We start from the raw sequence: 23842 nt of genomic DNA, 5'->3' as shown, positions 1-23842 counted from the left end.
AAGGCAGGCTCGGGCTCGGGCATGGTCCCGGTCCTATGAACCGGCGAAGGACCTGGCCCTGGCTCGCCGGGCCGGGTCGAAGGCATCGATCGCCCCGGGACCCTGACCGCCCGGACTCGCCGCCCAACCGTTGATCCTCCTGGCGGCCCAGGTCACCCGTTGGTCCTGCGGACGGTAGGCGATCTCGAAGTGCGACTCCTTGGGTAGATCGAAGTCACCACCCCAGGCCACCACGCCAGCCAACTCGGCGAGGATGTCCCGGACCACGACGATTTCCCGGGGGTACAGACCGCCCCGGACTCCCACCGGGTACGCCAGCGGTCGGATCGCCAACGCCGACCCGGACAGGTAGTTCGACTCGTAGGCCGCCCTCAGGCTGGTCCGCGTGCTGTGCCCGTGGACGTCGCCGGCCCGGAGCTGGTCGATCTCATAGTGGAAGCGACGGGCGACGTACGTCAGGATCACCGCCGCGGGTCCGTCGGCGAGCGCGACCACATGGCCGCTGCCCTCGATGTCGTGCCAGCCGGCTGACCTGAGCACGGGCCAGCCGTTCACCGAGCGGTCGCGCTCCCAGGTCCCGGGTGTCGTCGGCGCGGCCTGGGCGGCACCGGCGGCGGCCACGGCTGCTCCGGTCACCGCCGCAGCGCCGAGTAGCTGACGGCGCGACAAGGAGTTACCCATCAGTGCCTCCGTTCCTTTTCCGATATCCGCTTCAGCCGGGGTGCGATCACCCAACAAAGGCCGACCATACTGATCACAAAGAGCACGGAGAGCACCACGATCGTCGGATTCACCCAGACCGGGACCAGATCGTAGGCTGCGTTGCATTTGTTGCTGAGCGGAAAGACGCGGAACCGGTCGTCCCGATGCGCTTCCCAGTAGGCGGCGTCGAACGGCTGGTGGTGGACGAACCTGCAGGTGTCTTCGCTGTTGAGCCCGCCCGAGACGAAACCACGAAGCCACACGAGCACCGTCAGGAAGAAGGATGCCCAGGCAGCGTGGCCGAACCAGGCCGGCCGCTTCCAGGTGCCCGCGCGCAGCCCTCGGATCAGCCGCCAGACGCTGAACGCGGGGATCGCGAGGAGCGGAAGGCACGGAAGCAGTGCCGCAGCTGATTCGAACGTCATCGGCGCTCTTCCAGCTGCTGCGACGCCCGCGTCAGGTACTTCTCGTGATTTGCCCGGTAGTTGGACTCCATCCGCGACTCCGTGCCGATCCTGGTCAACATCGTGTCGGCGAAGCCCTGCAGGAAGCCGTCGAGCTTGTCGCCACCGCCGGGCAGATTCATCAGCACGGTCGGCAGCATGGCACCCGCCGTCGCGATGAGCTGCGTACGCGCGATGCCGAGCGTGGTGTCGGTCGCGGTCAACGCGTTGTGTGCGGCGAACCGGCAGTTCTCCACCGTGGTCCAGCGCTGCGCGAAGAAGTTGTTGAACCGGCGCAGACCACCACCGCCGTTGTAGTGGTCCCGGACGGCCTGGACGATGGTCCGGCCGGACCTGACCGCGCGAGCGATGAGGTAACCATCTGCGTCCTCGATCAGATCGTTGAACCCGAAGGACGACTCGACGCCAGGGATGGCCAGTCGGGCCTCGCAGAATGCCCGGCCCGACGCGTACTGCTCCTCGGAGTTGCGCCAGTCCGCGTAGAACGTCATGAGGTCCCCGCCCCACCCGGCGACGTCGCCGCCGTTTGCGGCCTTCTGGTTACTCTCCTGCGGCGTCACCAGGTGCCCGTTCGCGGTCGCCATCATGTGCTCGGCGCCCAGATCGTAGCCCGTGAACGGGTCGGTGAACCACTTCATGACGGACATTCCCCGCGCGTTGGCGTAGCTGACGAATCCCTCGTCGTAGCCACCGATGAGGTACCACCAGCCCAACTGGTTGAGCGGGTCCCGGCTGCCGTACTCGGCGTGGCGGACGTACTCCATCACCAACTGGGAGGGTGACCTGTCGCCGCCATAGGAGACGGCGAGAGCGTACAGCTGCTCGATGTAGTCGATGAACGTGTCGGCAGGCCCGGCGGAGTCGTTGACCGAGCTGGTTCCAGGGTCGGATCCGTGTCGCCACACGTTGCGGTCCAGGTCGAAGGAGTCGCTGCCGTTGACGACGACGAACTCCTTGATCTGGTTGAACGACCAGTTCGGTGGCAGCGTGAACCCGAGGTTGCCGGAGAATCCCCACGACATGCCGGAGACGAACGAGTACCGGGCGAAAGTGCGGTTGGTGACGTTCCAGCAGACGTTCCGGGATCCGTACACGCCGTGAATGTAGCGCTTACCACGGCTGGCCAGGCCGGCGACCACTCCGTGGAAGTACGGGACGATCGCCGAGTCGATCTCAGCCTGTGTGGCGTCGTAGTCCACGGCGAAGTAGATGACGGTACCCTTGTTGAAACCGTAGCCGACGGCCAGACTGTGGGCGTTGAGGGCGTGCTGGTAGCCGATGCCGTAGCTGAAGTCGGACAACCGCCGCCCATCGTCCTGGTAGATGGGAAAGACCCGCAGCCCGGCGGCGAACATCGTCTGCAGTTCGCCGGGCTTGATCTCCTTGTCCAGGGTCGACCCGGGCGGGTCGTACAGGTATCGACCGACGATCCGGTAGCCGTTGTTCCACAACCAGCTGGCGCGGGACGCGGTGATCTCGTAACGGGTGTCGGAGCCGGTCGCTGGCCGGTCCGGATCCCCCATCGACACCAGCAGCTGGCACCAGGTCTGGTAGTCACCGGCACCGTTCTCGGTCAGCTGAGAAAAGCGTTGGAAGGCCCGGACGAAGTCGGCGAGGGCCGCGTCGTAGGTCGTGCGCCGGTTCGTCCGGTAGTCGCCAATCGGCTCGTTGAACACACAGGCAGCGGAGAACAGCTCGACGAAGATGCCGGAGTCGCCCTGCCGGACCTGGTTCGCGCGTAGGCCGGCCTGGGTGCCGGGCCCGAAGTTGCCGTTCGCGTCCAAGCCGAGCTCGTACTGGATGGCGATCAGCAGAGCCCGTTGCACGTCGCGGGAGTAGATGCCGTCACAGGGGCCGATGAGGTAGGCGGGCCGCTGCCAGTAGCGTCCGTTCAACCAGCGCTGGATGTCCCGGATCTTGTCGGTGCCGCCCGCCACCACGACGTAGGCGTCCATGTTGAGGATGCACTTGGCGATGGTCGCGTCGACCGTACCGTCGCCGTCGGGAATCCCCATGTTGGACCGCAGACTCTTGACCGCGGCGACGGTGACGCCGGTGTACCAGCCGTAGCTTGCCGGTTCGACCCCCCAGTAACCTTTGCAGAACAGGCCGTGCTGCAGGATGGCGACGATGTTGCGGTTGCGGTCCCAGCCCGCGCCGATCGGACCGAGCGCCTGGAACCTGGACGTCGTGGTAGGACCGAAGCTGGCCACCACCGGGCTGATCCCGAGCTCGTGCTGTAGACCCATGACCAGCGAATACATCGTCGACCAGCCGGTCCGGCCGTCTTCGGGACAGCGTACGTAGCCGGGCACCCCGCCGTACGTCGCGTTGACCCACTGCTGCGCTTCCAGGACCTTCGGATCGGCCACGTTGTCTCCCCTGTTCGACGTCGGGACGAACACCCTGCCGGTCGTTGGGCACGGCCGCCTTGGGCACGGCAGTCTTCCATAGCCTCAAAACAGACACGTATCGATGCTTGCTGATAATAGACTATACGCACACCTTTGCCCCGAGTGGGAAGACACTGTGGCCGGACAACGGCAGTGCCGTACTCAGAACTCGTCGAGTTGGAGGAAGACCAGCAGCAGGAGGATCGAGGCGGCAGCGCCGGCGAAGCTGATCAAAAACCCCAGCTTCGGGAACCGGGGGCCGCCGTCGGTCTCCAGCCGGGACCGCCCCCACTTGCTGATCACGAAGTACGCGGAGAAGAACCCCATCGCCGGGAACCCGGTGCAGGACCAGATGAACTTGGTGCTGACGTCGACGCGGGCCGCGAACGGGTTCAGGAAGATGGCGAACTGCAGCGCGGCGACGACGGCGGCGAACCCCAGGTAGACGGTGACCGCCCGGGCCAGCGGTGAAAAGCCGGGCAGCAGCGGCGGGCGGCCGGCGGCCTGCTCCGCCTCGGCGGCGGCGGCGTCGGCCTCGTCGAGCTGGCGGCGGGCCGCCTCCAGCTCCTGCTCCGCGTCCGGCGGGAAACCGCCGACGGCCGCCGGGTCACCGGAGACCGGCACGGCCGAGACCGGGCCGGCCGCGCCCGCTCCGACGCCGTACGGCTGCACCTGCCCGGCCTGCGCGGACGGCCCGAAAGCCCCGGCGGACATCGGCACCGGCTGTTCGCTGGTGGCCAGCTCGGGCCGGCGCGGCGGTGGCAGCCCGGCCGGCCCCGGCATCGCCTGACCCGGCATCGCCCGGCCCGGTGGGGGCGGTGGGGGCGGTGGCCACGGGACGCCGGCCGGCGAGGCGCCGTACCCGCCGGACTGTTGCTGGCCCGACGCGCTGCCGGCGGCCGGGTTCGCCGTGATCGGCGGCGGCGCGGGCGGTGCCGGCTCGCCGGCGGCCTGGGCGATCGCCGCCAGCCGCTGCCACTGGGCGTGCAGCCGCTGACCGAGCTGGTCGGCGTAGCCGGTGAGCCACTGCCGCCGCGTCTGATGCTGCGCCGCACCGGCCTGGCCTGTGCGGTGCAGGTCGTGCAGGTGCCGGGCCAGGGCGGCGTACTCGTCGAACCCGTCGCTCACCGCGCTCAGCCTTCCTCGTCCAGCTCGCGGCCGGGCAACGCGAACGGCACGATCAGCCGGGTCCGCTGGTCGTGCCGGTCGATCAGCAGCGCCCGGTTCGGCCGCGGCCGGTACGCCAGATCGTGGGTGCCCAGGTAGGAGCCCAGCTCACCGCCGGGCACGTTCATCGCCACCAGGCAGGCCAGGTCGTCGCGGTTGTGCGAGCCGCCCAGGTCGTCGGCGAGCCGGCGCAGCCCACGCCACCAACCCAGCAGGTGTACGCCGTGGCCGGGACCCTGACGCAGCACCACCTGCAGGTCGTCCAGCCCGGACCGGAACATGTCGTCCTTCGCGCCGAGCACCCCGGCGGCGGCGTCCATCCCGAACACCACGAGGTACGTCCGCCCGCCGTCAGTCGTCGTAGTGGTGTCCGGGTTGGCCAGTCGGCGCAGCTCCTCGCGCAGCTCGGCGGCGGTCAGCCGGGTGATCGAATGTCCGAAGGTGTGCAGCGCGTCGGCGGTCTCCTCGGCGACCTCGTCGGCGGAGGCGACCAGCGGGGCCAGCAGGAACCGGGCGTGGCCGGCCGGCTCCTGCCGGGCCAGGCTGACCGTGGCGGCGTGCAGCACGTCGGCTGCGTGGCCGGTGGTGCCGACCACCGCGATGTGCCGGCCCGGGGTGGCGTCCAGCGGGAACACCGCCGACGTCAGATCCACGTCGACCTGCCGGCCGACCAGCGCCAGCGGGCGCCGCCCGCCGGGGGCCAGTGAGCGGTACGTGGAGTCGCCGTCGAGGTGCGCCGCCTCGTACCCCTTGAAGATCGCCGGTGGCCGGGAGCCGGCGGCGCGGGCCTGCCACAGCTCGTGGCGCAGCGCGGCGATCCGCCGGGCACCGCCGTGCGCGTCCGGGAACCGGACGACCGTGTTGGCGCCAGCGATGCCGGCCGAGGCGTTGACGATCGCCTGCCCGACCGGCAGCCCACCGGCGGTCTGGTTGAGCGGGTCGAGGACGCCGTTGCCGCCGGGCAGCGCCACCCGCAGCGGAAACTGGCCGAAGATCGAGTCGGTCTTGCCGTACAGGGCTTCGATGCCGGACATGCTCTGGCTGGCCAGCACCAGGTGTACGCCGTACGACCGGCCTTTGCGGGCCAGCTCCTCCAGCAGGGCGGCGGCCTCGCGGGCGACCGAGTCGTTACCGTCGAACAACACGTGGAACTCGTCGATCACGGCGACGGTACGTGGCGTCGGCGCGCCGTCGCGGGGCAGGTCGGCCAGCTTCGTCACGCCGTGGCGTTTCATCGCCGCCGCCCGCCGGTTCAGCTCGCGGCGCAGTTCGCGCAGCACGGCGACGCCGTACTCCCGGTCGGACTCGATGCCGACGGCGCGGGCGTGCGGGATCCACGACGGGTCGCGGCCGGTCGGCACGAACTCGGTGAAGCTGACGCCTTCCTTGAAGTCGAGCAGGTAGAGCGCCAGCTCGTCGGGTGGGTAGCGGGCGGCCAGGCCGTACAGCAGGTCAAGCAGGAAGACGGTCTTGCCGGAGCCGGTGCGCCCACCGACCAGCCAGTGCGGGGTGACGTCGTCGAAGGCGAGGACCGCCGGCTCCCGGCCGGCGCGGCCGACGACGGTGTGCAGGCCGGTGCCGGCGGTCTCGGTCCAGATCCGGGGCGGCAGCAGGTCGGCGAAGTCGAGTGCGGAGCCGCGCCGGTGGATCTCGCCGAGCCGGTCGGCGAGGGCCTGCACGACCCGGGCCGGCGGGTCGCCGTCGAGGGCGACCGGTGCGGCCAGCCCGGTGCCGTCGGAGCTGAACGGCTGGCCGGGTGGGTCGCCGACCCAGCCCCGGTTGCCGTCGAGTCGCAGCTGGGTGGTCGGGCCGAGCGTCGGCGGCTGCGCTCCGGTGCCGGTCGGCGGGTAGCCGGCGATGATCACGCAGACCCGGGCGGCGGTGCCGGCGTGGGTGAGCGCGGCGAGGCGCATCAGCTCGGCGCGGCTGTCCGGCAGCGCCGCCGCGACCACCACCAGCAGCTCCCCCGGCTGCCCGCCGGTGCGGGCCTGGGCGGCGCGTACGTGCTGGTCGGCGTCGTCGAGGCGTTCCTTGGCTTCGGCGTCGGTGGCGGCCGGTGCCGCCAGCACGCCGGCTTCGACCAGCGGGCGCAGCGGCAGGAAGGTGGCGCCCATCGAGGTGGTGTCCAGCGCGGCCACCCGTACCGTGCCGGGTGGGGCGGCGGCGAGCAGTCGCACGACGAGGCTGCGCAGCAGGGCGGCGATCCGTGGCTGGCGGGCGTCGGCGTCGATGGCCAGGTGGGTGCCGGCGCCGAGCGGCACCAGCGCGGGGAACTCGACCGGGTCGCCAGTGCCGGCCAGCCCGACCGGCCGTGCCATTCCGACCCGCACCGGTGCCGGGCCGACGGCCGGGTCCTGGATGGCGCTGGTCGCGCCGGTGGTGAGGGTTTCGCCGACGTGGCGCAGCCGTTCGGTGACGTCGCCGAGGTCCGGCGGCGGCGGTGCCGGGCTGTCCGCTATGGCCGATCGGGCGGTGGTCAGATGGGTCACGGCCCGCCGGTGGGCGGCGACCGCCCGACGGTACGCGGCACCGAAGCTCATCCCACCCCCACCTGCCACTCGGGTAGCCACCGGAACACTATCCGAATCGGGCGGGCGCTGTTAACCCGGCTGCCCGGCCGGCGGCGGTAGCCGGCCGGGCAGCCGGGTCAGGACGGTCAGGTGCCGACGGTCAGACGCCGGTGATCGAGGTGATCCAGTCGCGGCTGGCAGCGACCGAGGAGTAGTTCTGCGAGCTCGACCCGTTGGAGTTCGAGCAGACACCAACCTGTTGTCCGTTGTAGAACTGCGGACCGCCCGAGTCCCCCTGCCAGGCGATGCCGGTCACCGGGGAGCTGCGCAGCGCCGGTCCCTCGTACGCGTCCCGGCCCCGCACCGACACCACCTGCACCGAGGCTGTTTTGAGCTGCGGCGACAGGTGACAGTTGAGGCAGGTACGGCCCCAGCCGTAGATGGTGTTGGTCGAGCCGACCGGCGGGTCGCTGGTGGCGAGCGTGACGTACGTGGTGCTGATCGGTGTGCTGAGATACAGCAGCCCGATGTCGTATAGGTATCCGTACTGGGAGTAGGTCGCGCTGACCGCGCTCACCTGGCCGCCGGTGGCGTGATGGACACTGCCGGCCCGTACCGACATCGAGCCGCCGATGCAGTGCTCGGCGGTGAGCACCCAGCGGGAGGCGATCATCGAGCCGGAGCATCTGAACGAGCCGTCGCTGTAGACAGCGGCTGCCCAGGGCGCTGACAAGACGGTGTCGCCGCCGATGATCTGCTGCGGTGCGCCAGCGGCTGTCGACGGAGTCGTGACGGCGGCCACGAGTGCCGTCACGGCCACTACCAATAGTTGACGGAGACGCAAGACGGTGCTCCTCACTGAGCGGACACCCAGCCCTGGCGTCCCACTCATCAAAGACCCCCGGCAATGATCTTATCGCTGACGGTATCGATGAACAATGCGCATTCACCTGCATAGATTGCAGCGTGGCCGGCCGGACGCCGGACCGGCATCGTCGACACCCGGGATTGGACGGTAGTGCCGGCGCCGAGCCCGAAATGCGCCTAGTATCCGTAATCAGAGTGTCCCGACGACCGTCGGAAGTGCGATCGATGCGACCTGGCGACAACGACGGCGCCGACGCCGACGGCCGGGAGACCGGGCACGGCACCCGCGACCATTCGGAGCACGAGGAGACCGAGCGCGACGACACGGAACGCGACACGATGTTGCGCCGGCTCGCCGACCGTCTCGACAAGCCGCTCGGTGTCCTCGGTGTACTGTTCCTGCTGCTGGTGATCGGCCAGTTCGTCACCACCCATCCGCCGACGGCCGCCGTGCTCGGCGCGGCCAGCTGGGCCTTGTGGGTGGTCTTCGTCGCCGAATTCTCGCTGCGGGCCTGGTTGGGCCGGCATCACCCGGGCCGGTTCTGGCGGCGCAACTGGTGGCAGCTGCTCTTCCTGGCCGTTCCGGTGCTGCGGTTCGCCCGGGTGGCGTTGGCCTTGCGGACGGCCCGCGCCGGTGCGGCGATCACCGCGGCGGTACGGGGTTCACGCTCCGCCGGCCGGTTGCTCACCGACCGGCTCGCCTGGCTCTTCGCGGTGACGGTGAGCCTCATCCTCGCCGCCGGCCAGCTGCTCGTGGTCTCCGGCTCCTATCCGAGCTACGCGCAGGCGCTGCACGACGTCACGCTCACCACGATCACCGGTCAGCGGATGGCGGCGCGGGATCCGTTCGCCCAAGGCCTGGAGCTGATTCTGGCCGCGTACTCGGTCGTCGTCTTCGGCACCCTGGCTGGCGCGCTCGGTGCCTACTTCCTCAGCAACCGAACGACTCCCGGCGACGACCGCGGTGGCGACAGCAACCGGGACCAGGCGGCCACCTGACGGGCGGCCCGGTCCCCGTGGTGCGGGCGGGGACCGGACCGCCAGGTACGTAGCGCCGTCAGGTGGGCGGCACTGCCTGTCAGCCGGTGACCGTGTTGAGCGCGGCCAGGTAGCCGTCGCGGTAGCCGGCGGCGTTCGGGTGGTACGCGGCAATCAACGCGGAGAAGTCGTTGATCCACGGGCTGCCGGCGCAGACGCCGTGCCCGGCGAACTGCGGCCGGGTGTCCACGAAGGTGGCCCCGGCGGCCGACGCGCGGGCGGCGGTGACGTCGGCCAGCAGGTCCGCCGCGTCGTTGATGATGGACCGCTTGGTCAGACTCATGCTGAACAGGCCGCAGTAGCGGACCTCGTCGAACAGGCGCGGGTAGCCGAGCACGATCAGCTGCGCGTCCGGTGCCCGCTGTCGGATGGCGGCGTAGGTGGTGTCGAGCCGGCCGGGCAGTTCGGTGGTGGCGAACCGTTCGGCCCGGTCGACCGCGCTGGCGCAGGAGGACTCGCTGCCCAGCCGGCAGCTCAGCACGACGTCGGCGAATCCGGCGTCGTTGCCGCCGATGGTGATGGTGACCATCGTGGTGCCGGCGTCGAGCGCGGACAGCTGGTTGTCGAGCACGTCGTCGGTGACCGCACCGCCGCAGGCGACGAAGCGGAAGCTGGCCGGCGCGTTGGCGGCCGCCCACAGCGGCGCGTACGAGCGGTCGCTGCGCAGGCAGGTCGTCTCGTAGGGGCCGGCGCCGACGCCGGAGGAGAACGAGTCGCCGAGGGCGACATAGTGCACGGCGGCGGGTGCGGCGTGCGCCGGAGCGGTGGCCGTGCCGATGCCGACGCCGGTGGCGCCGAGGGTGACGGCCAGCGCGACGGCGGCGCGGGCCAGGGAACGAAGGGGCATGGACGGACCTCACAAGGATGGGGGGATCCTCGTGGCCGCGCGCGTGGCCGTGGGGAGTAACGGTTGTTACTAGCCGGTAATGCTATCGAAACATCCGCATCCCCGAAAGAGGAACGGCCCCACCGAAGACCAGCAGATCTTCAGCAGGGCCGAACGGAACGGTCCTGGTCAGCGGGCGGCGAGTGGCTGCGCCGTCGGCACCACCGGTGCCGGCAGCTCCCCCACCCCACCGAGGTACGAGTGGATGGCGGCCGCCGCCGCCCGTCCCTCGGCGATCGCCCACACGATCAACGACGCCCCCCGGTGCATGTCACCGGCGACGAAGACCCCCTTGGTGGCGGTCTGCCAGTCACCGTCGGAGTCGATCGCCCCGCGCCGGTTACGGACCAGCCGCAGCTGCTCCAGCAACGGCTGCTGCTCGGTGCCCTCGAAGCCGATCGCCAGCAGCACCAGGTCCGCCGGCAGCTCCCGCTCGGTGCCCGGCACCACGGTCAGGATCCGCTCGCCGTCACGCTTGGTCACCGTCACCTCGGCGATGCGGACCGCCCGTACCGCGCCGGTGCCGTCGTCGACGAACTCCTGCACCGCGACGGCGAAGACCCGCTCGCCGCCCTCCTCGTGCGCCGGGTACTCGCGCAGCACCCACGGCCAGGTCGGCCACGGGTCCCGGGCCTCGTCGCGGGCGCTCGGCGGCTCCGGGTAGAGGTCCAGCTGGTAGACCCCGGCCGCACCCTGCCGGTGCGCCACCCCGAGGCAGTCGGCGGCGGTGTCACCCCCGCCGATGATCACCACGTGCCGGCCGGCCGCGTCGATCGCCGGCCGGTCCACCGGTACGCCGTCCACGTGCGATGACCCGGACTCCGACGGCGGCTCGACGGCCACCACCCCGGCCGCCTCGGCCGTGCGGGCGTGCGCCGCCGCAGCCGCCACCACCCGGTTCGACTCGACCAGGTGCTCCATCGCCAGGTGCACCCCGCGAAGCGCCCGGCCCGGCGTCGCCGGGGTGTCCCGGCCGGCCAGCGCCCCGCAGGCCAGCAGCACCGCGTCGTGGTCGGCGCGCAACTGCTCGGCGGTCACGTCGACGCCGACGTTCACTCCGGTGCGGAACTGCACGCCCTCGGCCGCCAACTGGGCCAACCGCAGATCGATGTGCTCCTTCTCCAACTTGAAGTCGGGGATGCCGTACCGCATCAGGCCGCCGATGGCGTCGTCACGCTCGAAGACGGTGACCGCGTGCCCGGCGCGCGCCAGCTGCTGGGCGGCGGCCAGCCCGGCCGGGCCGGAACCGACCACCGCGACCCGCCGCCCGGACGGCTCCGGCACCGGATGCGGAGTGACCAGACCGGCGCCGACCGCCCGGTTGATGATCTCCACCTCGACCTGCTTGATGGTGACCGGCGCGCCGCCGGCGATACCCAGCACGCAGGCCGCCTCACAGGGCGCCGGGCAGAGCCGGCCGGTGAACTCCGGGAAGTTGTTGGTGGCGTGCAGCGACTCGATCGCCGACGCCCAGCCACCGGTACGGACCAGGTCGTTCCAGTCCGGGATGCGGTTGCCCAGCGGGCAGCCGTCGTGGCAGAACGGAATGCCGCAGTCCATGCAGCGGGTCGCCTGCTCGCGGATCAGCTCATCGGTGGCCGGCGGGTAGACCTCCCGCCAGTCCATGATCCGCACCGGCACGGGTCGGCGATGCGGCAGCCGCCGGTCGATCCGCAGGAATCCGGTCGGGTCAGGCACGAGCCACCTCCATGACGGCCTCATCCACGTCACGGCCGGCGGCTTCGGCGGCCCTCATCGTCTCCAGCACCCGTCGGTAGTCGCGCGGGACCACCACGGTGAACTCCTCCACCGCCTCCGGCCAGCGCTTGAGCAGCGCCTCAGCCACCGCCGAGTCGGTCTCGGCGAAGTGCCGCTCGACCAGCTCACGCAGCATCGGCTCGGCGTCGGCGGCCACCGGCTCCAGATCCACCAGCTCCCGGTTGACCAGGTTCTCGTCGAGGCGCCACAGGTACGCCGTACCGCCGGACATGCCGGCGGCGAAGTTGCGCCCGGTCGGGCCGAGCACGACGACCGTACCGCCGGTCATGTACTCGCAGCCGTGGTCGCCGACGCCCTCGACGACGGTGACCGCACCGGAGTTACGCACCGCGAACCGTTCGCCGACCCGCCCGCGGAGGAACAGCTCACCGGCGGTCGCCCCGTACAGGATGGTGTTGCCGGCGATGATCTGCTCCTCGGCACCGGCGCCACCGGGCGCCGCGAACGGGGCCGCCGGGTCCGGGCGGACGATCAGCCGACCACCGGACAGGCCCTTGCCGACGTAGTCGTTGGCGTCGCCGACCAGCCGCAGCGTCACCCCGCGCGGCAGGAACGCGCCGAACGACTGCCCGGCGGTGCCGGTCAGGGTGAACTCGATGGTGTCGTCGGGCAGCCCGGCCCCGCCGACCCGGCGGGTCACCTCGCCGCCGAGCATCGCGCCGACACTGCGGTGCTCGTTGCGGACCGGCACCGACGCCCGCACCGGGGTCCGCTCGGTCAACGCCGGTCCGGCCAGGGTGATCAGCTCGTTGTCCAGGGCCCTGTCCAGACCGTGGTCCTGGGCGCGGACGCCGCGCAGCGCGGCACCGGCCGGCAGCGCCGGCACGTGCAGCACCGCGGACAGGTCCAGGCCCCTGGCCTTCCAGTGCTCCACGGCCGGCGTGGTGTCCAGCAGGTCGGCCCGGCCGATCGCCTCGTCGATTGACCGGAAGCCCAGCTCGGCCAGGTAGCTGCGGACCTCCTCGGCGAGGAACAGGAAGAAGTTCTCCACGAACTCCGGCTTGCCGGTGAAGCGTTCCCGCAGCACCGGGTTCTGGGTGGCGATGCCGACCGGGCAGGTGTCCAGGTGGCAGACGCGCATCATCACGCAGCCGGAGACGATCAGCGGGGCGGTGGCGAAGCCGTACTCCTCGGCGCCGAGCAGCGCCGCGATCAGCACGTCCCGGCCGGTCTTGAGCTGGCCGTCGACCTGGACGGTGACCCGGTCACGCAGCTTGTTCAGCAGCAGCGTCTGCTGGGTCTCGGCCAGGCCCAGCTCCCACGGGGTGCCGGCGTGCTTGAGCGAGTTCAGCGGGGACGCACCGGTGCCGCCGTCGTGCCCGGAGATCAGGATGACGTCGGCCTTGAGCTTGGCGACGCCGGCGGCGACAGTGCCGACGCCGATCTCGCTGACCAGCTTGACGTGCACCCGGGCGGCCGGGTTGACGCACTTGAGGTCGTGCACCAGCTGGGCGAGGTCCTCGATCGAGTAGATGTCGTGGTGCGGCGGCGGAGAGATCAGCCCGACGCCGGGGGTGGCGTGACGGGTCTTGGCGATCCACGGCCACACCTTGTTGCCGGGCAGCTGGCCGCCCTCACCCGGCTTGGCCCCCTGCGCCATCTTGATCTGCAGGTCGTCGGCGTTGACCAGATACTCGCTGGTGACGCCGAACCGGCCGGAGGCGATCTGCTTGACCGCCGAACGGCGGGCCGGGTCGTAGAGCCGGTCGACGTCCTCGCCGCCCTCGCCGGTGTTGGACCGCCCGCCGAGGCGGTTCATCGCGATGGCGAGGGTCTCGTGCGACTCGGCGGAGATCGACCCGTAGCTCATGGCGCCGGTGGAGAACCGCTTGACGATCTCGCTAGCCGGTTCGACCTCGTCGATCGGCACCGGCTCGCGGACCCCGTCGCGCAGGGTGAACAGCCCACGCAGCGAGCCGGCCTCGGCGGCCAGGCCGTCGACGGTGGCGGTGTAGCGGCGGAACACGTCGTACTGCCCGGAGCGGGTGGCGTGCTGCAGCAGGAACACCGTCTCCGGGTTGAACAGGTGCAGTTCACCTTCACGCCGCCACTGGTACTCGCCGCCGACGTCGAGGCGGCGGTGCGAGCGCTCGGCGCTGTTCGACGGGTACGCGCGGTCGTGCCGGGCGGCGATTTCAGCATGGATGCCGGACAGCCCGACCCCGCCGACGGTGCCCGGGGTGCCGGCGAAGTAGCGCTCGACCAGCCGGGGGTCCAGGCCGACCGCTTCGAAGACCTGGGCACCGCAGTACGAGGAGACCGTCGAGATGCCCATCTTCGACATGATCTTGAGCACGCCCTTGCCGAGCGCCTTGACGTAGTTGCCGATCGCCTCGGTGGAGGTGATACCGGCCAGCGCGCCGGTGGCGATCAGGTCCTCGACCGACTCGAAGGCCAGGTACGGGTTGACCGCGGCGGCGCCGTAGCCGATCAGCACGGCGGCGTGGTGCACCTCGCGGCAGTCGCCGGACTCGACGAGCAACGCCACCTGGGTGCGGGTCTGCTCACGCACCAGATGCTGGTGCACGGCGGCGGTGAGCAGCAGCGACGGGATCGGCGCCAGGTCGACGGTCGAGTCCCGGTCCGACAGCACGAAGATCCGCACGCCGTCCTCGATCGCCTCGGACACGTGCCGGCAGATCTCGGTGAGCCGGGCCTTGATCCCGTCGGCGCCGTCACGCAGCGGGTACAGGCCGGAGACCCGGACCGCCTTGAAGCCGGGCAGGTCGCCGTCCTCGTCGATGGACAGGATCTTGGCCAGCTCGTCGTTGTCGATGATCGGGTACGGCAGCACGATCTGCCGGCAGGACGCCGGACCCGGGTCGAGCAGGTTGGCCTCCGGGCCGATGGTCGACTGCAGGCTGGTCACCATCTCCTCCCGGATGGCGTCCAACGGCGGGTTGGTGACCTGGGCGAAGAGCTGGTGGAAGTAGTCGAACAGCAGCCGGGGCCGGGTGGACAGCGGCGAGATCGGGGTGTCGGTGCCCATCGACCCGATCGGCTCGATGCCCTTGCGGGCCATCGGCGCGATCAGGATCTTCAGCTCCTCCTCGGTGTAGCCGAAGGTCTGCTGGCGGCGCTGCACCGAGTCGTGCGCGTAGACGATGTGGTCCCGCTCCGGCAGGTCCCGCAGGTCGATCAGCCCGGCGTGCAGCCAGTCGCCGTACGGGTGGGCGGCGGCCAACTCGGCCTTGATCTCCTCGTCTTCGACGATGCGCCCGGCGGCGGTGTCGACCAGGAACATCCGGCCCGGCCGCAGCCGGCCCTTGGCGATCACGGTCGCCGGGTCGAGGTCGAGCACGCCGGCTTCGCTGCCCAGCACCACCAGGCCGTCGCTGGTGCGCCACCAGCGGCCCGGCCGCAGCCCGTTGCGGTCCAGCACCGCACCGACCAGCTCACCGTCGGTGAAGGCAACCGAGGCCGGACCGTCCCACGGCTCCATCAAGCTGGCGTGGAAGCGGTAGAAGTCACGCTTCGCCGGCTCCATCCCGGGGTCGTTCTCCCAGGCCTCCGGGATCATCATCAGTACGGCGTGCGGCAGGCTGCGCCCGGCCAGGTGCAGCAGTTCGAGGACCTCGTCGAAGTTGGCCGAGTCGGACGCCTGCGGGGTGCAGACCGGGAACAGCCGGCGGATGTTGCCGGGGATGTCACCGGTGGCGAGCAGTGCCTCGCGGGCGTTCATCCAGTTCTTGTTGCCCCGGATCGTGTTGATCTCGCCGTTGTGCGCGATGAACCGGTACGGGTGCGACAGCGGCCAGGACGGGAACGTGTTGGTGGAGAACCGCGAGTGCACCAGGGCGATCGCGCTGGCCACCCGCTCGTCGCGCAGGTCGGGGTAGAACTCGGGCAGTTGGTCGGGGGTGAGCATGCCCTTGTAGACCATGGTCCGGCCGGACAGCGACGGGAAGTAGGCGGTCACGCCGCGCTCGGCGCTCTCCCGCTCGGCCTGCTTGCGTACGCAGAACGCCACCCGGTCCAGGTCCAGCCCGGCCAACGGAGTGCCGGCCGGGCCGGCCGCCGAGTCGGTCAGCCGCTGCGCGGACAGGAAGAGCTGCGCGATCCGGGGGCGGGCGGCGTCGGCGGTCTCGCCGAGCCCGTCCGGCTGCACCGGCACGTCCCGCCAGCCGAGCACGTCGGCGCCCTCGACCAGGGCGTACTTCTCGACGATCCGGCGGACCCGGGCCTCGTCGGCCGGTTCAGCGGGCAGGAACACCAGGCCGGTGGCGTACTGCCCGGCCGGCGGCAGGTCGAAGTCGACGACGGCCCGCAGGAACTCGTCCGGGACCTGGATCATGATGCCGGCGCCGTCACCGGTGTTCTGCTCCGCACCCCGCGCACCACGGTGGTCGAGCCGGCACAGCGCGGCCAGGCCCTTGGCCACCACGTCGTGCGAGCGGCGGCCGTTGAGGTCCGCCACGAAAGAGACACCACACGCGTCGTGCTCGTGGGCGGGGTCGTAGAGACCCTGCGCCGGCGGCTGGGATGCCTGCGGCGGGCAGGGGTGCGGTCCCTGCGGGTACGGAAGAACCACCGGGCCTCCTGTCGTCACTCGCGCATGAACAGGTTTCGGGACGACGTCGGCCCTGGAGAGTTTTCTGAGTCTACGTGAGGGGCCACCGGACATCACCAGTGCGAATTGATCACACGTCCATTGTATGGGACGTGTAGTCTCACAAGGTGGCCAACCAGGAGAACGCACTCCTCGATCGGCTGGACCGGTTCTGCGATGCCGTACCGCGTGCTGCCGCCCGCCCCGAAGAGCTGGGTGACTATGTACTTTTCGTGCGGAAGGAGGAGGCGGGTTGGCCGTTCTACGCCCGTCCCCGGGTAGGCGTGACCGCACCGCCGGCCGCCGCCGACATCACCACCGTACGCGCCCGGCAGCGCGAACTGGGCCTTCCCGAGTCCTTCGGATGGATCCACGAGATCAACCCGGACCTGCTGGCGGTGGCCAGGTCGGCCGGGCTCGGCGTGCGCCAGGCTCCGCTGATGGTGCTCGACCCGACCGCTCTGCCCCCGGTTGACCGGTTCGCCGACCGGCCGGTGCGGCTGCTCGACCCGGACTCATTCGGCTTCGCGGCCGATCTCACCACCTGGTTCACCATCGCCCAGGCGGCGTTCGGCCCGTCCGGCGGCACCGGCACCGGGCTGCCGACCGTCGGCGCCGACGCCCCCGAGATTGTTACAGTGACATTTCCCACTGTCGACAATGGCGGTCCCGGCGTTGGCGCACCGGACCCGGCCGGGCAGCCCGCGCCGGCCTCCGGCGGGCTCGCCACCGCCGCCCCACCGGCCCCGACCATCGTCGACCCGGCCCTGCCGGACGCTCTGGTCGAGCACGAACGGTCGGCGATCGCCGACGGCAGCCACACCATCGCCCTGGCCGGGCTGCCGGCCGGCGGCCAGCCGGCCGCCGTCGGATCACTCAACCGGGTCGACGACGTCGCCGAGATCGTCGGCGTCGGCACCGTGGCACCGGCCCGACGTCAGGGCCTGGCATCGGCCGTCACCGCCGCGCTGGCCCGGCACGCGCTCGCCACCGGCGTCGACCTGATCTTCCTGGCCGCCGGCGACGACGACGTGGCGATGCTCTACCACCGGCTCGGCTTCCGCCGGGTGGGCACCTCCTGTGTCGCCGAGCCCACCGCCCACCCCGGCGGCTGACCGGCCCACACCCCGCAGGCGACCAGCCCACTCGCCGCGGGCAACACGGTCAGGACGGCGGCGGCTGCCACTGCGCGGCGGTGGCTGCCACACTGCCCATCAGCCGCGGGCTGATGGTGCCGAGCGTTGCGTCCCGGGCCCGCAGCGCCAGCCGGCCCCGCGCCGACAGCACCGCCGCCATCCGCCGGGTCTGGCGCACCATCGCCACCGCCCGTGGCCGGCGCAACCGGCTGTACGACTCGACCGCCGCAGCCAGCGCCGGACCCGGCACGGTGTCCCGCACCAGGGCGCACAGCGTCGCCGCGTCCTCGAACGCCAGACAGGCGCCCTGCCCGAGATGGTGCGGCATCGCGTGTGCCGCGTCACCGAGCAGCACCACACCGCCCGGCCCGACCGGGAACCCGTACGCCGGGGGTAGCGGCCGCAGCTCGCGGACCTCCTGCTGGACCAGGTCAGCCGGCTCGGTGGCGGCGAGCAGCTCGCCCACCGGGGCCGGCCAGCCGGCGAACCAGCGGCGCAGCAGGGTCAGCTGGGTCGCCGGCGGCTCCGGGCGGGAGGCCCCGGCGGCCGTCGCCACCCAGTAGATGCCGCCCCGGCTGGAGCCGCCGGCCGAACCCCGCTCACCCAGCGACGCCGAGACGAACCGGTAGCCGGCGCCGAGTATCTCGCCGCCGACCTGGCCGGCGGCCAGCTGCGGCGCCCGGTACCAGGGAATCACCGCCCGCCAGGCCGAGCACCCGGAGCTGACCACCGAACTGCCCGGGGCCAACGCCGGACGCAACGCGCTGTGCACACCGTCCGCCGCCACCACCAGATCGGCCTCGACGACGCCCCTGCCGATGGTCACCGCCGGCCGGTCCACCGCCGGCCGCAGGCCCTTCACGGTCACCCCGGTGCGGATCTCGGCCTGCTCGCCGAGACCGGCGATCAGCGCGTCGTGCAGATCCTCCCGGTGCACCACCACGGGGGCGCGGTCCTCCGGCTGCGGCCGGGGCTGCACCAGCCACTGCCCGTCGGGGCGACGTACCCCGGTGTGCGACACCGGGGTGGCGATCGCTTCCAGCCCGGCACCGAGGCCCAACGCCCGCAACGCGCGAACACCGTTGGGCCAGAGCACCAGGGCGGTGCCGTCGGACCGGACCCGGTCCTCACGTTCCAGCAGGGTGACCCGCCAACCGGTGCGGGCCAGGGCACCGGCGACCGCCAGACCGCCGATACCCGCCCCCACCACGACCGCAGTACGCATCCCGCCCCCTCTCCCCCGGTCGGCCGGCGCCCGCCGACCGGCGGTCAGCTTCCGGTCTTGCCGGTGCCGGCACCGGTCTCGGCGTCGGCTCCAGCGACGCCGTCGGTGCCGGTGCCGGTCGCGGTGTCGGTCGGCTCGGCGGCCGACGGGTCAGCGGCCGGCTCGGTCGCGGCCGCCGGAGTGATCTCGGCCGCCGACGTGGCCTCGATGCCGGTCCCGGCGGTGGTCTCGGCCGGCAGCTCACCGGTGCTCTCGTACCGCCGGAACTGTTCCTCGGTGACCACCCGGTAGCCGGCGGCCAACTCGGCGGCGGGTTTCTTGCCCGACACGTCGACCTGGGACACCTCACCGGCTGCCCCGGATCCGGTCGCCCCGCTCTTGGCCGGCCCGGCGGTGCCCGAGCCAGCGGTGCCCGAGCCAGCGGAGCCCGAGCCAGCGGCGCCCGGCCCGGCCTCGTCCGAGCCGGCGTCGGCCGACGTCGACCCGCCGACGGGCGGCATCGGCCGGCCCTCCTCGTCCAACGGGACGAGGAACTGCTGCGGGCCGCGTACCCGGACGAGATAGACCAGCGCGGCCAGGAAGACCACCGCCGAGGTCCACACGTTCAGCCGGACACCGAAGATCTCGTTGGCCTCGTCGGTCCGCATCATCTCGATCCAGAACCGCCCGGCGGTGTAGCCCGCCACGTACACCGCGAACGCCCGACCGGCACCGAGCTTCCAACGGCGTTCGGCGAGCAGCACCAGCGCGGCGACACCGACGTTCCAGATCGCCTCGTACAGGAACGTCGGGTGGTACAGCCCCGGCTCCAGCACCGGGTTGCCCTCCGGGTCGCGCAGCGCCTGACCGGGGTTGCTGCGGTCCATCTGGTGCACCTGCAGCCCCCACGGCAAGGTGGTCGGGCCGCCGTACAGCTCGTTGTTGAACCAGTTGCCGAACCGGCCGACGGCCTGGGCGAGCGGCAGGCCGGGAGCGAGCGCGTCGGCGATCACGCTGAGCGGGATGCCCAGCTGTCGGCCGGCCAGCCAGGCACCGACCGCGCCACCGGCGACAGCGCCCCAGATACCGAGACCGCCCTGCCAGATGTAGAACGCCTCGATCGGGTTGCCGTTGGCGCCGAAGTACGCCTGCGGCGAGGAGATGACGTGATAGAGCCGGGCACCGAGGATGCCGAACGGCACCGCCCAGATGGCGATGTCCAGCACCGCCCACGGCCGGACCCCGCGCTGGCGGAGCCGGTACTCGGTGACCGCGCTGGCCACCACGATGCCGAGGACGATGCAGAGCGCGTACGCCCGGATGGGAATCGGACCAAGTTGCCAGACAGCGGTGGCCGGGCTAGGGATCGCGGCGAGTGTCACGGGTGCACACGCTACCGTCGTGGACCCCGAACCAGTGACCCCCGGTCAGCCAGCGTCAGGCGTGTCGCCGGCTGACCAGGTCACGGTGCCTGCTTTGCCAAGCCGCCCAACCCGCTTCACCGGGTCACGGCACGTACCCCGGCGGCGAGTTCACCGCTGAGCGACCGCAACGCGGCCAGCCCGGCGGGCAGGTCTGCCCCGTCCAGCAGGCACCGGATCAACGCGCTGCCGACGATCACCCCGTCGGCGAACGAACCGACCTCGGCCGCCTGGGCGCCGTTGCCCACCCCGAGACCGACGCCGACCGGCAGGTCGGTGAGCTGGCGCAGTCGGCCGACGAGGGTCGGTGCCGCGCCGGACGACTGCTCGCGGGCCCCGGTGACACCCATCAGCGCGGTGGCGTAGACGAAACCCCGGCAGTGCCGCACGGTCATCGCCAGCCGCGCGTCGGTCGACGACGGCGAGACGAGGAAGGTCCGGTCCAGGCCGTACGCGTCCGAGGCGGCCAGCCACTCGTCCGCCTCGTCCGGGATCAGGTCCGGGGTGATCAGCCCGGTGCCGCCGGCCGCCGCCAGGTCACGGGCGAAGGCGTCGACGCCGTACCGCTCGATCGGGTTCCAGTAGGTCATGGTCACCACCGGCGCGCCGGTCGCGGCGACTGCCTCGATGATCCGCAGCGCGTCGGCGGTGCGGACCCCGCCGGCCAGGGCGATGTCGCTGGCCCGCTGGATCACCGGGCCGTCCATCACCGGGTCGGAGTAGGGCAGCTCGACCTCGATGACGTCGACCCCGGCGTCGACCATCGCCCGCATCGCGACGATGCTGTCGTCGACGCTGGGGAAGCCGGCCGGCATGCAGCCGACCAGCACGGCGCGGCCCTCGGCCCGGGCCTTGTCGAACGCCACCGAGATGCTCATCGGTCCTGCCCGTCGAGTCGGTCCTGCCCGTCGAGAATGCCGAAGTAGGCGCCGGCGGTGTGTACGTCCTTGTCGCCGCGCCCGGAGAGGTTGACCACGATGGTCGGCTCGCGCCCCAGCTCGGCGGTGAGTTCCGGGATGATCCGCAGGGTGCCGGCGAGCGCGTGTGCGCTCTCGATCGCCGGGATGATCCCCTCGGTGCGGCAGAGCAGCTGGAACGCCGTCATCGCCTCGGCGTCGGTGATCGGCTGGTAGCGGGCCCGGCCGGCGTCGTGCAGCCAGGCGTGCTCCGGCCCGACCGCCGGGTAGTCCAGCCCGGCCGAGATCGAATGCGAGTCCAGGGTCTGCCCGTCGTCGTCCTGCAGCAGGTAGGTACGGGCACCGTGCAGCACCCCGGCGGCACCGCCGGTGATGCTGGCCGCGTGCCGGCCGGTGGCCACCCCGTCCCCGCCGGCCTCGAAGCCGTACAGCCGGACCTGGTCGTCGCCGACGAAGGCGTGGAAGATGCCGATGGCGTTGGAGCCGCCGCCGACGCAGGCGGTGACCGCGTCCGGGAGCGCGCCGAGGCTGTCCAGGCACTGCTGGCGGGCCTCGTCGCCGATGCCGCGCACGAAGTCGCGGACCATCACCGGGAACGGGTGCGGGCCGGCGGCGGTGCCGATCAGGTAGTGGGTGTGGTCGACGCTGGCCACCCAGTCACGCAGCGCCTCGTTGAGCGCGTCCTTGAGGGTACGCGACCCGGTGGTCACCGGCACCACGGTGGCGCCGAGCATCCGCATCCGGGCCACGTTGAGTGCCTGCCGTTCGGTGTCTACCTCGCCCATGTAGACCACGCATTCGAGGTCCAGCAGGGCGGCGGCGGTGGCACTGGCCACACCGTGCTGACCGGCGCCGGTCTCGGCGATGATCCGGGGCTTGCCCATCCGCCGGGTCAGCAACGCCTGGCCGAGCACGTTGCGCACCTTGTGCGCGCCGGTGTGGTTGAGGTCCTCCCGTTTGAGCAGCACCGTCGCGCCGACCTGCGCGGACAGCCGCTCGGCCCGGTAGAGCAGCGACGGGGTGCCGGCGTAGTCGCGCAGCAGTCGGTCGAAGTCGGCCCGGAAGCCGTCGTCGGACATCGCCTTGCGGTACGCGACATCCAGCTCGTCGAGGGCGGCGATCAGCGCCTCCGGGACGAAGCGTCCGCCGTAGCGGCCGAAGTGGCCGGTGTCGTCGGGCAGCGCGGCGGACCCCACGCCGGTGCCCGGCGCGTCGACGCCGGTGACGTTCGGGGCGTTCATCGGACCGGCCTCGGCGTCGCCGGGTGGTTGCCGGCGTTGACCAGCTCGGCGACCGCGTCCCGGGGGCTCTTCTGGGTCACCAGGCCCTCACCGACCAGGACGGCGTCGGCGCCGGCCGACGCGTACCGGATCAGGTCGTGCGGCCCGCGCACCCCCGACTCGGCGATCTTGACGACACTGTTCGGCAGCCCTGGCGCGATGCGTTCGAACACCGACCGGTCCACCTCCAGGGTGCGCAGATCACGGGCGTTGACCCCGATGACCTGGGCGCCGGCTTCGAGGGCCCGGTCGGCCTCCTCCTCGGTGTGCACCTCGACCAGCGCGGTCATGCCCAGCGACTCGATCCGCTCCAGCAGACCGACCAGCACGTTCTGCTCCAGCGCTACCACCATCAGCAGGACCAGGTCGGCGCCGTGGGCGCGGGCCTCGTGCACCTGGTAGCTGGAGACGATGAAGTCCTTGCGCAGCACCGGCACGTCGACGGCGGCCCGTACGGCGGTGAGGTCGTCCAGTGAGCCGCCGAACCACCGCTGCTCGGTCAGCACGCTGATGCAGCGGGCACCGCCGGCGGCGTACTCCGAGGCAAGGTCGGCCGGGTCCGGGATGTCGGCCAGCGCACCCTTGGACGGCGAGGCCCGCTTGACCTCGGCAATCACCCCGACCCCAGGCTTGCGCAGCGCTGCGCAGGCGTCAATTGGCGGCGGCGCGGCGGCGGCGAGCTCACGGATCCGGCTCAGCGGGACCAGCCCTTCGCGGCGTTGTACCTCGGCTCGGACGCCGGCGATGATCTCGTCGAGCACTCCGAGCGCCGGCGCCGACGGTCCGGCGCTGTCCTCCTGGTCAGCAGTCACCAACGGACTCCCCTCTCCGGGTGTCATGCGCCCGATGCTAGGTGGCGACGCAGGTGAGCCGGAGTCGGGGGTATGGCGCGCCTCACCATCTGGGCTGGGGCATAATGCCCAACTTTTGTGAGAAGGGCGTCACCCACCGTGCCAACGACCAACCGGGGGCCGGGCCACCCGGGCAGCACCGGACCCCATCGACACTGATCATATCGTGTCGGCGGTGCCGGCTCCGCTGTGGTGCAGATCAACACCGGTGGTACGGGTGCCGCCCGCCCCGTTGGGCGATAGTTGACCTGCGGGTCACCGCTGTGAAACAGCCCCCGGTCAGCATGGGTTCGGGCAGACTGGTCGGCGGTAGCCGCCGGCCACGCAACCACCTGGGGGACGCCATGAGCAGCACACCACGGGACGCCAATGTCGACCTGATCGCCATCCCCCGGGCCGTGGTCTCGCTGGCCGCCGAGGTCGTGCACACCATGGAACGGGCCGTGGTCGGCGATCACCGGGTACGTACCGCCAAGGGCAACGCCTGGGAGGCGATCTGCGCCGACCGGGCCCGCGCCCACCAGCGGGACGAGATCCGCCGGCTGGTGGCCACGCTCACCGCCGGCCGGTCCGTCGACGTGCCCGACACCGCTGATGAAGCCACCACAACCGCCACCGCTGAAGCCGCCACCGCTGAAGCCGCCACCGCTGAAGCCGCCACCGCTGAAGCCGCCACCG

General features: G+C 71.6%; 16 protein-coding genes and 1 pseudogene. 3 read left to right on the top strand and 14 right to left on the bottom strand.

What is annotated here, in order from left to right; genetic code table 11:
• Positions 1–33: 33 nt before the first annotated feature.
• From O7543_RS01475 to O7543_RS01450, 6 genes are all read right to left on the bottom strand, one after another.
• Positions 34–681 carry a twin-arginine translocation signal domain-containing protein gene (locus O7543_RS01475; protein WP_281550543.1) on the bottom strand — a complete coding sequence of 216 codons (648 nt, stop codon included), beginning with the start codon at positions 679–681 and terminating at the stop codon, positions 34–36.
• Positions 681–1127, bottom strand: coding sequence for a hypothetical protein (locus tag O7543_RS01470; protein WP_281550544.1), 447 nt, complete (start codon positions 1125–1127; stop codon positions 681–683). Before O7543_RS01470 ends, O7543_RS01475 begins: the two co-directional genes overlap by 1 nt.
• Positions 1124–3538 (bottom strand): glycoside hydrolase domain-containing protein, encoded by a 2415-nt coding sequence (locus O7543_RS01465; protein ID WP_281550545.1) that lies wholly within the window; start codon positions 3536–3538, stop codon positions 1124–1126. The genes O7543_RS01470 and O7543_RS01465 overlap by 4 nt, the downstream gene beginning before the upstream one ends.
• A gap of 183 nt (positions 3539–3721) precedes the next feature.
• Positions 3722–4687 (bottom strand): hypothetical protein, encoded by a 966-nt coding sequence (locus O7543_RS01460; protein WP_281550546.1) that lies wholly within the window; start codon positions 4685–4687, stop codon positions 3722–3724.
• A 5-nt stretch (positions 4688–4692) separates the two neighbouring features.
• Positions 4693–7266, bottom strand: a complete 2574-nt coding sequence (locus O7543_RS01455) for an FtsK/SpoIIIE domain-containing protein (RefSeq protein WP_281550547.1) — start codon at positions 7264–7266, stop codon at positions 4693–4695.
• 130 nt (positions 7267–7396) lie between these two features.
• Positions 7397–8050: a DUF1986 domain-containing protein gene (locus tag O7543_RS01450; RefSeq protein WP_348650067.1), complete on the bottom strand. Its 654-nt coding sequence runs from the start codon at positions 8048–8050 to the stop codon at positions 7397–7399.
• Between the two features lie 278 nt (positions 8051–8328).
• Between O7543_RS01450 and O7543_RS01445 the strand changes: the two genes are divergently transcribed.
• Entirely contained in the window at positions 8329–9102 is a 774-nt protein-coding gene (locus O7543_RS01445; RefSeq protein WP_281550549.1) for a hypothetical protein, read from the top strand.
• A gap of 79 nt (positions 9103–9181) precedes the next feature.
• Here the strand turns inward: O7543_RS01445 and O7543_RS01440 are convergent, their stop codons facing one another.
• From O7543_RS01440 to gltB, 3 genes are all read right to left on the bottom strand, one after another.
• On the bottom strand, positions 9182–9988 hold the full coding sequence (locus O7543_RS01440; RefSeq protein ID WP_281550550.1) for an SGNH/GDSL hydrolase family protein: 807 nt from the start codon (positions 9986–9988) through the stop codon (positions 9182–9184).
• Positions 9989–10156: 168 nt separating this feature from the next.
• Positions 10157–11725 (bottom strand): glutamate synthase subunit beta, encoded by a 1569-nt coding sequence (locus tag O7543_RS01435; RefSeq protein WP_281550551.1) that lies wholly within the window; start codon positions 11723–11725, stop codon positions 10157–10159.
• Positions 11718–16337 (bottom strand): glutamate synthase large subunit, encoded by a 4620-nt coding sequence (gene gltB / locus O7543_RS01430; RefSeq protein WP_281550552.1) that lies wholly within the window; start codon positions 16335–16337, stop codon positions 11718–11720. Before gltB ends, O7543_RS01435 begins: the two co-directional genes overlap by 8 nt.
• Positions 16338–16483: 146 nt before the next feature.
• Here gltB and O7543_RS01425 point away from each other — a divergent pair, with 146 nt between their 5' ends.
• Positions 16484–17470, top strand: a complete 987-nt coding sequence (locus tag O7543_RS01425) for a GNAT family N-acetyltransferase (RefSeq protein ID WP_281550553.1) — start codon at positions 16484–16486, stop codon at positions 17468–17470.
• A 49-nt stretch (positions 17471–17519) separates the two neighbouring features.
• On the opposite strand, the gene O7543_RS01420 is transcribed toward O7543_RS01425, so the two are convergent.
• The 5 genes from O7543_RS01420 to trpC all read right to left on the bottom strand — a co-directional run bounded on the left by O7543_RS01420 (position 17520) and on the right by trpC (position 23074).
• On the bottom strand, positions 17520–18716 hold the full coding sequence (locus O7543_RS01420) for an NAD(P)/FAD-dependent oxidoreductase (protein WP_281550554.1): 1197 nt from the start codon (positions 18714–18716) through the stop codon (positions 17520–17522).
• A gap of 44 nt (positions 18717–18760) precedes the next feature.
• Positions 18761–20077 (bottom strand): prolipoprotein diacylglyceryl transferase, encoded by a 1317-nt coding sequence (gene lgt, locus O7543_RS01415; RefSeq protein WP_281550555.1) that lies wholly within the window; start codon positions 20075–20077, stop codon positions 18761–18763.
• Between the two features lie 116 nt (positions 20078–20193).
• A complete protein-coding gene (trpA, locus tag O7543_RS01410) occupies positions 20194–20994 on the bottom strand; it encodes a tryptophan synthase subunit alpha (RefSeq protein ID WP_281550556.1) in 801 nt (266 codons plus the stop codon).
• On the bottom strand, positions 20991–22274 hold the full coding sequence (gene trpB, locus O7543_RS01405) for a tryptophan synthase subunit beta (protein ID WP_281550557.1): 1284 nt from the start codon (positions 22272–22274) through the stop codon (positions 20991–20993). The genes trpA and trpB overlap by 4 nt, the downstream gene beginning before the upstream one ends.
• A complete protein-coding gene (gene trpC, locus O7543_RS01400) occupies positions 22271–23074 on the bottom strand; it encodes an indole-3-glycerol phosphate synthase TrpC (RefSeq protein ID WP_281555624.1) in 804 nt (267 codons plus the stop codon). Before trpC ends, trpB begins: the two co-directional genes overlap by 4 nt.
• A 434-nt stretch (positions 23075–23508) precedes the next feature.
• Between trpC and O7543_RS01395 the strand changes: the two are divergent.
• A pseudogene (locus O7543_RS01395) lies at positions 23509–23736 on the top strand (hypothetical protein); the annotation flags it as partial.
• Positions 23737–23842: the final 106 nt, after the last annotated feature.

It is taken from the genome of Solwaraspora sp. WMMA2080, assembly GCF_027497395.1.
Taxonomy (GTDB): Bacteria; Actinomycetota; Actinomycetes; order Mycobacteriales; family Micromonosporaceae; genus Micromonospora_E.
The sequence above is the reverse complement of the archived record's forward strand: the minus strand, read 5'-3'. Positions and strand labels throughout refer to the sequence as shown.

What these genes read in the sequence shown, in the direction of transcription:
- O7543_RS01475 (WP_281550543.1), bottom strand. Translation starts at nt 681, where the DNA reads ATGGGTAACTCCTTGTCGCGCCGTCAGCTACTCGGCGCTGCGGCGGTG.
- O7543_RS01470 (WP_281550544.1), bottom strand. Translation starts at nt 1,127, where the DNA reads ATGACGTTCGAATCAGCTGCGGCACTGCTTCCGTGCCTTCCGCTCCTC.
- O7543_RS01455 (WP_281550547.1), bottom strand. Translation starts at nt 7,266, where the DNA reads ATGAGCTTCGGTGCCGCGTACCGTCGGGCGGTCGCCGCCCACCGGCGG.
- O7543_RS01445 (WP_281550549.1), top strand. Translation starts at nt 8,329, where the DNA reads ATGCGACCTGGCGACAACGACGGCGCCGACGCCGACGGCCGGGAGACC.
- O7543_RS01440 (WP_281550550.1), bottom strand. Translation starts at nt 9,988, where the DNA reads ATGCCCCTTCGTTCCCTGGCCCGCGCCGCCGTCGCGCTGGCCGTCACC.
- O7543_RS01420 (WP_281550554.1), bottom strand. Translation starts at nt 18,716, where the DNA reads ATGCGTACTGCGGTCGTGGTGGGGGCGGGTATCGGCGGTCTGGCGGTC.
- trpA (WP_281550556.1), bottom strand. Translation starts at nt 20,994, where the DNA reads ATGAGCATCTCGGTGGCGTTCGACAAGGCCCGGGCCGAGGGCCGCGCC.
- trpB (WP_281550557.1), bottom strand. Translation starts at nt 22,274, where the DNA reads ATGAACGCCCCGAACGTCACCGGCGTCGACGCGCCGGGCACCGGCGTG.